This is a genomic window from Microbacterium resistens (assembly GCF_031456305.1).
Taxonomy (GTDB): Bacteria; Actinomycetota; Actinomycetes; order Actinomycetales; family Microbacteriaceae; genus Microbacterium; species Microbacterium resistens_A.
This window is the reverse complement of the sequence record NZ_JAVDUM010000021.1, coordinates 20,264-29,488: the sequence shown is the minus strand read 5'-3', so window position 1 is coordinate 29,488 and position 9,225 is coordinate 20,264. Positions and strand designations below refer to the sequence as shown.

Annotated in this window: 7 protein-coding genes and 1 tRNA gene; 4 read left to right on the top strand and 4 right to left on the bottom strand. The window is 71.2% G+C overall.

Going from position 1 to position 9,225, the window contains the following annotated elements:
• Positions 1 to 96: 96 nt before the first annotated feature.
• Positions 97 to 186: transfer RNA gene (locus J2Y69_RS17995), tRNA-Ser, on the bottom strand.
• Between the two features lie 283 nt (positions 187 to 469).
• Positions 470 to 1,924 (bottom strand): HNH endonuclease signature motif containing protein, encoded by a 1,455-nt coding sequence (locus tag J2Y69_RS17990; RefSeq protein WP_310023348.1) that lies wholly within the window; start codon positions 1,922 to 1,924, stop codon positions 470 to 472.
• A 127-nt stretch (positions 1,925 to 2,051) separates the two neighbouring features.
• On the opposite strand from J2Y69_RS17990, the gene J2Y69_RS17985 reads away from it, so the two are divergent.
• On the top strand, positions 2,052 to 2,822 hold the full coding sequence (locus J2Y69_RS17985) for a tyrosine-protein phosphatase (RefSeq protein ID WP_310023346.1): 771 nt from the start codon (positions 2,052 to 2,054) through the stop codon (positions 2,820 to 2,822).
• A gap of 6 nt (positions 2,823 to 2,828) precedes the next feature.
• On the opposite strand, the gene J2Y69_RS17980 is transcribed toward J2Y69_RS17985, so the two are convergent.
• Positions 2,829 to 3,794 (bottom strand): DMT family transporter, encoded by a 966-nt coding sequence (locus J2Y69_RS17980; RefSeq protein ID WP_310023345.1) that lies wholly within the window; start codon positions 3,792 to 3,794, stop codon positions 2,829 to 2,831.
• A gap of 73 nt (positions 3,795 to 3,867) precedes the next feature.
• On the opposite strand from J2Y69_RS17980, the gene J2Y69_RS17975 reads away from it, so the two are divergent.
• Positions 3,868 to 4,773 carry a LysR family transcriptional regulator gene (locus J2Y69_RS17975; protein ID WP_310023343.1) on the top strand — a complete coding sequence of 302 codons (906 nt, stop codon included), beginning with the start codon at positions 3,868 to 3,870 and terminating at the stop codon, positions 4,771 to 4,773.
• A gap of 59 nt (positions 4,774 to 4,832) precedes the next feature.
• Here the strand turns inward: J2Y69_RS17975 and J2Y69_RS17970 are convergent, their stop codons facing one another.
• Entirely contained in the window at positions 4,833 to 6,482 is a 1,650-nt protein-coding gene (locus tag J2Y69_RS17970; RefSeq protein ID WP_310023341.1) for an acyl-CoA dehydrogenase family protein, read from the bottom strand.
• A 177-nt stretch (positions 6,483 to 6,659) separates the two neighbouring features.
• Here J2Y69_RS17970 and J2Y69_RS17965 point away from each other — a divergent pair, with 177 nt between their 5' ends.
• Positions 6,660 to 8,000, top strand: coding sequence for an LssY C-terminal domain-containing protein (locus tag J2Y69_RS17965; RefSeq protein WP_310023339.1), 1,341 nt, complete (start codon positions 6,660 to 6,662; stop codon positions 7,998 to 8,000).
• A 37-nt stretch (positions 8,001 to 8,037) separates the two neighbouring features.
• Positions 8,038 to 8,982 carry an oxygen-dependent tRNA uridine(34) hydroxylase TrhO gene (gene trhO / locus J2Y69_RS17960; RefSeq protein WP_310023337.1) on the top strand — a complete coding sequence of 315 codons (945 nt, stop codon included), beginning with the start codon at positions 8,038 to 8,040 and terminating at the stop codon, positions 8,980 to 8,982.
• The last annotated feature ends 243 nt before the right edge of the window (positions 8,983 to 9,225 follow it).

Sequence of the window (9,225 nt, the reverse complement as noted above, 5' to 3'; positions counted from 1 at the left end):
ACAACGAGAAAGAGCCCGGCCGATGGCCGGGCTCTTTCTCATAACTTGTCATCTATGCCGCGACTCAGATGTCATCTATGCCGCGACTCAACACAATGGCGGAGGATGGGGGATTCGAACCCCCGAGGGGTTTCATCCCCAACACGCTTTCCAAGCGTGCGCCATAGGCCACTAGGCGAATCCTCCAGGAGCCCCGGAGGGCCGCAGACCATCCTACCCGACGTCCGCCGCGATCATGTCCACGCCGGGATGCGCCGGGTCAGGGCGAGTGTCGACATCGCTCCCCGTCGCTCTCCGTCCACTGCCCGCTCCCTGTTGCTCTCTGCTGTTCCCCGTCACTCTCCTGCTGCTCCTGCTGTTCTGCTTTGCGCCCTGCTGCTCCTGTCACTCTCGGTCACCCGATGTCACTCTCCGTCACCCGCTATCGCTCCTGTGGCTAGAGGGCATGGCTGCATGGTGATGCTGCGACTCATGTGAACATCACGCGCGGCGGCGGCATGTCCACGTACTCCCGACCCAGGGGACTCCGCCATCGGATCAGGCCGCCGTCGAGCTGTTCTGCCGACCAGCGGTCCCGATCATCGAGATCCGGATGCTTCAGCGTGTGATGTCGGCGGCAGAACAGGCTCAGATTGCGGATCGTCGTGCGGCCGCCCTTGGCGTGATCCCGGTTGTGATCGGCGTCGCAGCGATGGGCGGGCGCTCGGCATCCGGGGAACCGGCAGTGCTGGTCCCTTGCCCGCAGGCGACGCCTCATCGAGGCGGTCGGCGTGTACGCGTCGGTCTCGACGACCTGCCCGGCCGGATCGAGGAAGAGACGGTTCCAGCTCGTCGCCCCGGCGGCGAGCTCGCGGGCGAGCGACGGGAGGAGCGGGCCATGGCCGTCCAGCTCCGCCATGCGATCATCAGCGCCTGAGAGGGTGTGCGCCGAGAGGGTCACCTGCACGGTGGCGGTGATCGACTCGACGGCCGATCGGGAGACGGCGGAGGGATCCCCGGTGAGGAGGATGTCGGCCAGCGCGTCGGCGCGGATCTGGTCGAACGTGCGATCATCCGTCCCGGACCCCATCGACCCTGTGTCCTCCGGTCCTGCGCCTTCCGGTCCTGCGCTCTTCGGTCCTGAGATCTCTGGCCCTGTGCTCGCCGGCCCCGCACTCTTAGGCTTTGTGCCGTCCGTCGACGACGCCGTCGGTCGTGGGGACGCCACGTGCCTCGCGATCGCCGTGAGGCGGTCGTAGACGGCTTGGGCGAGGACCTCGGGAAGGACGGCGCGGAGCTCGGCGAGGCCATCGTCGAGGGGAGCGATGCTGACACTGCGTTCCGCCCTGGCGCGCTGATGCCGTTCGGCCAGCGTCTCGGGGACGAGCGCGGCAGCCGTCCCCCTCGCATGCACGCGGGTGCGCGCGACCGTCTCGCTCTCGGCGAAGGGGAGGACGCGCCGCTCGAACTCGGCCCGGCGCGCATCGTCGTCGAAGGGGATCACGGTGCCCGCCGACACGATCGTCTCGGCGTGACGGAGGCCGATCGTGCCCTGGCGGAGCGCGTCGAGCGTGGCCGGATACCGTTCGACCAGCGACCAGGCGGCCCCGAAGACGCCCTCCATCGTGGTGTGCGGCAGGTGTCCCGCCGCCGCGAACTCCGCGGTCATCGAGCGGAATGCCACGGATCCGCCGCCGAGCGCACCCTCCGTTGTCGCGGCGAGCCGCTCCATCCGCTCGTGCAGGATCTCGGCGCGGCGTGCCTCCAGCGACGCGATCGTCGCGGTGAGTCGCGCCCACTCGTCCAGGAGCTCCGCATCCCGACCGTCCGCATCCCGACGGTCACCATCTCGACCCTCACCATCTCGACCCTCACCAGGCCGACCGCCACCGGCGCGGCCGTCGGCAACGGCCGGGTGATGCGGAGCGGGAGGGGCGATGGCCATACCCCAAGTTTAGAACAAATGTTCGAAGAACTGAATCCCCTGTGGAGAACTCGACGGGGCCGAGTCGCCCTCTCGCATCCGTCCCGGATACGCTTCGAGCGTCCGTCATCGAGGCAGAGGAGACCGCATGACCGCGCTGATCGCAGGAACCCACAACTCCCGGGACACCGGCGGGACGCCGCTGGCCGACGGTGGCGCGACGCGGGGCGGCGTGCTGTTCCGTTCGGACGCGCTGTTCGCCGTCACCGAGGATGGCCTCCGCACGATCGCGGACGGGCCGATCGGCGCGGTCGTCGACTTCCGGACCGACGCCGAACGCGCCGACGCGCCCAACCGCCTGCCGTCGTCCCGCCCGATCCGGACCGTCTCGCTGTCCCTGCTGGAGGGCGCCATGGCGGCCCCCAGGCCCGAGGAGATGAGCCCGGAGGCGATGCGGGAGATGATGTCGCGCATCCCGACCCTGCCGGACCTCTATGTCGCGATGCTCGAGCACGGCGCGTCCGCGTTCGCGGACGTCGCGCGCCTGATCGCCCGCCCGGCGGAGCCGGAGCGCGGCGGCGTGCTCGTGCACTGCACCGCGGGCAAGGATCGCACCGGCGTCGCCACGGCGCTGCTGCTGGACGTCGTGGGCGCCGAGCGGGCCGCGGTCGTCGCCGACTACGCGTCGAGCGAGGCGAACCTCGCCGGAGAATGGGCGGATCGCATGCTCGCCCGCGCCGAGGAGTGGGGAGTGCCCATCGTCCCCGCAGTGACCGCGCTCGTGACGGCGACCCCGCCCGCGGCGATCGAGGCCGCGCTGGGCTGGGTCGATGCGCGGGGAGGGGCGGCCGCCTACCTGCAGGACGGCGGGCTCACCGCGGCCGAGCTCGACGACCTGCGCGGACGCCTCATCGGCTGACGCTCATCACCCGCGCCCCGACGACCCGAGCCCGAGTCCCGTCCGCCCGCCCTCCTGGCGGTCCATCCCTGCGGCCTCCTCCTCGTCCCCGCGCAGGGTGATCGTCAGGGTCGCGGCCACGATCAGCGCGATGCCGATCAGCTGCTCCACCGTGGGGATCGTGCCGGTGAGGAGGATGTCGGTGAGGATCCCGACGGCCGGGTTCACGAACGCCATCGCGCCGAGCGTGACCGTGGACAGCCGTCGCGCCGCCGCATAGAGGAACCAGTACAGCAGCCCGGTGTGGATCACCCCCATCGCGGCGATCCAGCGCCAGCCGGTCCCGCTCCAGTCCAGCGCGTCGGCGAAGGGCAGCAGGACGACCGCGCCCAGCATGCACTGCATGAGCGTCATCACCTGCGGGTGGATCCCGTCCGTGTACTTCGCCAGGAGGGTCATGACGGCGTAGAGCAGCCCGGCTCCGGTGCCGAAGGACGCGCCGAGCAGGGTCCCCTCGTCCACGGCGAAGCCGTCGAGCCGGATGAAGCGGGTCGCGAGCAGGAGGCCGGCGAAGGCCACGGCCAACCACGCGATGACGCGGAGCGAGGGGCGCCGGCGGGTGATGAGGGCGCCGATGGCGACGAGGAAGAAGGGCTCGGCATGATAGCTCACGGTCGTGATCGTGATGGTCGTCGTGTCGTACGCCGCGAACAGCAGCACCCAGTTGGCGACGAGCGCCACCCCGCCCAGCAGGGTGAAGGCGACATTGCGTCGGGTGAACCTGCTCCGGGTGAAGCCGCGGACGATCAGGCACAGGACGGTGAGGGCGCCGATGGCGAACACGCACCGCCATGCCGCGACCGTGAGCGGGCTCGCATCGGCGCCCCGCGCGAAGATGCCGATCGTGCCCCATCCCGCCATCGCGACTGCGAGCATCGAGACCGCGCCCGTCCTCGTGCGCCGAGGGGCGGTGGCGGCGATCGCGGGCGTCATGCTGATGATTCTCCGCGCGCATCATCGTGAGGTCCATTTCCGATCTATGGACCTGATCGTTTAGTCTCACTGAATGATCGACCTTCTCGGGCTGCGCATCCTCGTGGTGCTGGAGGACGAGGGCACGGTGACGGCGACGGCCGCCCGGCTCGGCTACACGCCCTCGAACATCACCCAGCACCTCCGGCGGATCGAGGGTGCCCTCGGTGCCCCGATGGTCGAGCGGGTCGGACGACGGGTGGTGCTGACGGAGCGGGCCAGAGGCGTCGTCGCGCGGGGCCGTCGGCTCGTCCTCGAGCTCGACGACCTCGCGGCGACGACCATGTCGGGCACCGCGGGCACGATCGACGTCGCCGCCTTCCCGACGGCGCTTCGAGGGCTGCTCGTCCCGGCGATGGCCGCGCTCGCCCGCGAGCATCCGGAGCTGATCGTCCGCCCGCACGAGCTGGAGCCCGCGGCCGCCCTCGACGCGGTCCGATCCGGGCGGATGCAGGCCGCGATCGTGAAGACCTGGGGGGAGGGCGAGGGCATCGAGGACCCGATGCTGACGCACGTCCCGCTCGGAACGGATCCGATCGACGTGCTGGTGCCGACCGCCGACCCGCTTGCGCGGGCCGAGTCGCTCGTCTTCACGGATCTGCGGGATCGGTCCTGGGCTCTGACGCCCGAGGGCGAGCCGTCCTACCGCGACTGGCTCGTCAGCCATCAGAAGGTGCTCACCCTCCGACCCCGGCGCATCTACGAGGCCGGCGAGTTCGACTCGCTCATGAGCTTCGTGGCGCACGGACTCGCGATCGCCGCGATCCCGCGCCTCGGCCGCGGACCGCTGCCGGACGGCGTGACCGCGATCCCGCTCCGGGACCGGAACGCGCACCGCCGCATCTCCCTCGCGGTGCGCAGGACCTCGCGGGGCGCCGCGACGATCGACGCGACCCGGGACGCGCTGCGGGCCGTCGTGTGGCCCGGAGCACTGGGCTGACGCGGTCTCTCTCCCCTGGCCCGTCCCGTTCCCTAGCTCCGGTTCCTCGCTCCCGTTTCTCAGGTCCCGGCGTGCCGCCGCACGATCGCGGACGCGCCGCCGATCGGCTCGGCGCCGTAGAGGAACCCGCGCCCGGCGAGCCGGCCGGCGGAGAACGCGTCGGCGACCTCGGGCGGGGCGAACCGGACCAGGAGCGATGCCTGCAGGGACACCGCGAGAGCCTCCGTCAGCGAGCGCGCACGGGTCTGCGCGCTCGCTGACGCGGGATCGGCGAGCACCTCGCGGGCGAGCCGCTCGGTGCCGGACACGAACGCGTCGAGGCGGGTGTCCGCTGCGCCCGCACGTCGTACCTCGGCGAAGAAGGCGGCCAGCGTCTCGGGCTCGCGGGCGATCGCGCGGAGGGTGTCCAGCGCGATGACGTTCCCCGAGCCTTCCCAGACGGCCATCACCGGCTGTTCGCGGTAGCGCCGGGCGAGCGGGAACGCCTCCGTGTAGCCGTTGCCGCCCAGGCATTCCAGCGCCTCGTAGGCGTGGCCGGGACCGCGCTTGCAGATCCAGTACTTCATCACCGCGGTCGCCAGCCTCCGGAAGGCCACGTCGGCCTCCGGGGCGTCCGCCTCGTAGGCGGCGGCGATCCGGAGGGACGCGGCGGTCGCCGCCTCCGTCTCGACCGCGAGGTCCGCCAGCACCTGGGTCATCGCCGGCTGCTCGGCCAGCACAGCGCCGAAGGCGGAGCGGTGCTGCGCGTGCCAGATCGCCTCCGCCGTGGACTGCCGCATGCCCGCCGTCGTCCCCAGCAGACAGTCGAGGCGCGTCTGGTTCACCATCTCGATGATCGTGCGGACCCCGCGCCCCTCCTCGCCGACGAGCCAGCCCCGCGTGCCGTCGAACTCCACCTCGGACGAGGCGTTGGAACGGTTGCCGAGCTTGTCCTTCAGACGCTGAATGAGGAAGACGTTGCGCGACCCGTCGGGGAGGACCCGCGGCACGAGGAAGCAGGACAGGCCGCCGGGCGCCTGGGCGAGCACGAGGAAGGCGTCGGACATCGGCGCCGAGCAGAACCACTTGTGCCCGAGGAGCAGGTATCCGCCGTCGGAGGAGGGCGTGGCGGTCGTGCTGTTCGCGCGGACGTCGGATCCGCCCTGCTTCTCGGTCATCGCCATGCCGAAGAGCGCCGAGGGCTTGCCGGGGGAGAGCGCGGAGTCGTACCCGCGGTCGTACAGCCGCGGGAGCCAGGCGTCCTGCAGCTCGGCCGGTGCGAATGCGGTGAGCGCGGGGACGACGGCGTGCGTCATCGAGACCGGGCACGCGTGCCCCGGCTCGACCTGCGCGAACAGCATGAACTGCGCGGCTCTCGCCACCTGGGCGCCCGGGCGGGGATCGGCCCAGGCCGAGGTGTGCGCCCCGGCGGCGAGGGCCGCGCCGATCACCGCGTGATAGCCGGGGTGGTACTCCACCTCGTCGATTCGATGGCCGTAGCGGTCGAAGGCGCGCAGCTCCGGCTCGACCGCGTGCGCGCGCTCGGCGTCGTGCTGGAACGCGGCCGATCCGACCAGCGTCCCCGAGGTCGTCAGCTCCTCCTCGGCCCAGGCGGCGCCGTGCCGGCGCACGCCCTCCGAGAGCGGGAGGTTCAGGGCGTACTCGTCCACGCCCTCGCGCGGCGGCGGCTGGTTCGTCACGGTGTGCGTCGTCATCGCGTCCTCCGTCATCGCGTCCTCCATCGGTGCGCGGGGGAGCGGCCGGCGGGACCGCCCTGTCCGGGATCATCGCACACCGGGCCCGGCGCGGGAACGGGACAGGCGAGACGCCGCAGTGCGATCATGGGAGATCCGGAGGCGGCGAGGAATCCGCTCCGGGACGCAGACGGAGGACTCGCAGGAGGCGCGATGACGGACCGGCCGGCCCCTCACTCGGTGCGGCGGCGGTGGGCGATGCAGATGCAGCAGCCGCTTCCGGCATCGACGCTGTTCGACCGGGTGGCGTTCCTGGTGGCCACCGCGTCGGCGGTGTGGCTGACCGTCATCATCGGCCTGCAAGGGTTCCGCTATCCGTGGTCCGTGCTGCTGTTCATCCCGGTATGGGGGATCACGGCGTATCTCGTGCTGCCGCGGCTGCATCGCATGCTGTCGGACCTCTATGTGCCCGACTACTTCTTCGGGCGGACCCGCACCGCGGAGGGGCTCCTCGGAGATCCGGTCAACCTCGCCGTCGACGGATCAGCCGTGCAGCTGGACGCGGTGATGGCGAAGGCCGGATGGCATCGCGCGGACGAGATCACCGCCGCCTCCACCTGGGGCATCATCGTCTCGACCCTCACTCGGCGGAGCTATCCGACCGCGCCGGTGTCGCCGCTCATGCTCTTCGGCCGGAGGCACGACGTCGCCTATCAGCAGGAGGTCGCGGGGAACCCCAAGCAGCGCCACCACGTGCGTTTCTGGCACTGCCCGCCCGGCTGGCTGCTGCCGGGCGGCGCGAAGGTCGGATGGCTCGGCGCCGGCACGTACGACACCGACGTCGGCCTCTCCCTCTTCACGCTGCAGCTGACCCATCGCATCGACGAGAACACCGACATCGAGCGCGACTACGTCGTCACGAGCGCCCAGGAGGCGGACCCCGCGGTCGAGGTCCGTGTGCTCCGCGACTTCACCACCGGCTATCACTCGCGCAACGGCGGTGGCGACCGCTTCATCACCGACGGCGACCTCCCGATCCTGGACGTGAGCGCCGTCAGCGTCGACGAGCACGACGTCGAGGAGGCCGCAGCGCCGGTCGGCGCATCGGCGGAGGCCGACGACGCCGTGCACCGTGCGCCGCTGACGGTCATCGGCGCCGCGGTGATCGTGATCGTCGGCGGGCTGATCGACCTGCTGGCGCTGTTCCTCGACCCGGAGATCTGGGCGGGGCTCGCCGGCAGAGACGTCGAGATCAGGGTCGTCCTCGCCGTGATCGTCGGCGGCGCGGCCCTGCTCACGGTCGGGCAGATCGTGATGGGCTGGTTCGTGCTGCGACGGGGGCGGAGGTCCAGGGCGACGCTCATGATCCTGCTCACCCTCGCGATCATCGGCACGGCGCTCAGCTATCTCAGCGGTGAGCAGGCCCTGCGGTTCAACGGCACGCTGCTGACCGCGTCCTTGGAGTGCCTCGCCCTGCTGGCGCTCTCCAGCGATGCCGCCGGCGCCTGGTCCCGGCGCCGCTCGCGCGAGCGGGAGGAAGCGGCCGCGGCGTAGCCCGGCCGCCGGGTCCGGCTCGGCCTAGAATCTCGGGGTGGCCACTCCCAAGATCGTGCTGTTCTACGCGTTCGCGCCGCTGGCCGACCCCGAGGCGATCCGGCTGTGGCAGCGCGATCTCTGCGAGGCGCTGCTCCTGCGCGGACGCATCGTCCTCTCCCGCGACGGCATCAACGGGACGCTCGGCGGCGATCTCCCCGCCGTCAAGAGATGGCTCCGCTCCTTCCGCTCCTATGCGCCGTTCCGCGACGCGGACGTGAAGTGGAGTGAAGGGACGGGCATCGACGCCGAGGGGTACAGCACCGACTTCCCGAGGCTCAGCGTCAAGGTCCGCGACGAGATCGTCTCCTTCGGCGCACCGGGTGAGCTGCGGGTGGACGGCCAGGGCGTCGTCGGGGGCGGGACCCGGCTGACCCCGGACGCGCTCCACGATCTCGTCGCCGAGCGCGGGGACGAGGTCGTCCTCTTCGACGGGCGCAACGCCCTGGAGGCACAGATCGGCCGGTTCCGCGGCGCCGTGGTGCCCGATGTCGAGACCACGCGCGAGTTCGTCGGCCTCCTGGACTCCGGCGCCTACGACCATCTCAAGGGCCGCCCGGTCGTGACGTACTGCACCGGAGGGATCCGCTGCGAGGTGCTCTCGGGGCTCATGCGCTCCCGGGGCTTCGGCGAGGTGTACCAGCTCGACGGCGGCATCGCCCGCTACGGCGAGCGGTTCGGCGACGACGGTCTCTGGGAGGGGTCCCTGTACGTCTTCGACGGGCGCGGATCGGTCGACTTCAGCGAGCACACGGCCGTCATCGGCGTCTGCGCGGGCTGCGGCACGGCGACCAACCGGACTGCCAACTGCCCCGATCCGTCGTGCCGGAGCCAGTTCGTCGTCTGCGAGGGCTGCGGAGCGGTCCCCTGCAGCGCCCACGCCGCCGCGAATGCGGCTGCCCACGCTGCCGCGAATGAGGCACCGGCTCGCCCACTGGTCTGATCGCAGGCCTTGCCGTACGGCGTTCGCGCGACTGACGGAGAAGCGATATTGTCGGCCGCGTGGTTCGCCTCCGAAGGGAAGAACTTCGGCGGCGGCACCAACAGTCTTTTCCGGTGCGCTGGCGCTAGGACGGTCGGTGGGGCGAATCGGCCACCACGGACCTCTCACCGCGGGGGAGCCAAGAGGTCCGCTTTGCCCTCGGATGACACGAGACAGGTGATGTCGATCTGAACGGTGGGCGGA

Bases quoted from the DNA above. Each gene is read 5' to 3' on its own strand.
- J2Y69_RS17990 (WP_310023348.1), bottom strand. From the start codon at position 1,924: ATGGCCATCGCCCCTCCCGCTCCGCATCACCCGGCCGTTGCCGACGGC.
- J2Y69_RS17965 (WP_310023339.1), top strand. From the start codon at position 6,660: ATGACGGACCGGCCGGCCCCTCACTCGGTGCGGCGGCGGTGGGCGATG.
- J2Y69_RS17970 (WP_310023341.1), bottom strand. From the start codon at position 6,482: ATGACGGAGGACGCGATGACGACGCACACCGTGACGAACCAGCCGCCG.
- J2Y69_RS17980 (WP_310023345.1), bottom strand. From the start codon at position 3,794: ATGACGCCCGCGATCGCCGCCACCGCCCCTCGGCGCACGAGGACGGGC.
- J2Y69_RS17975 (WP_310023343.1), top strand. From the start codon at position 3,868: ATGATCGACCTTCTCGGGCTGCGCATCCTCGTGGTGCTGGAGGACGAG.
- J2Y69_RS17985 (WP_310023346.1), top strand. From the start codon at position 2,052: ATGACCGCGCTGATCGCAGGAACCCACAACTCCCGGGACACCGGCGGG.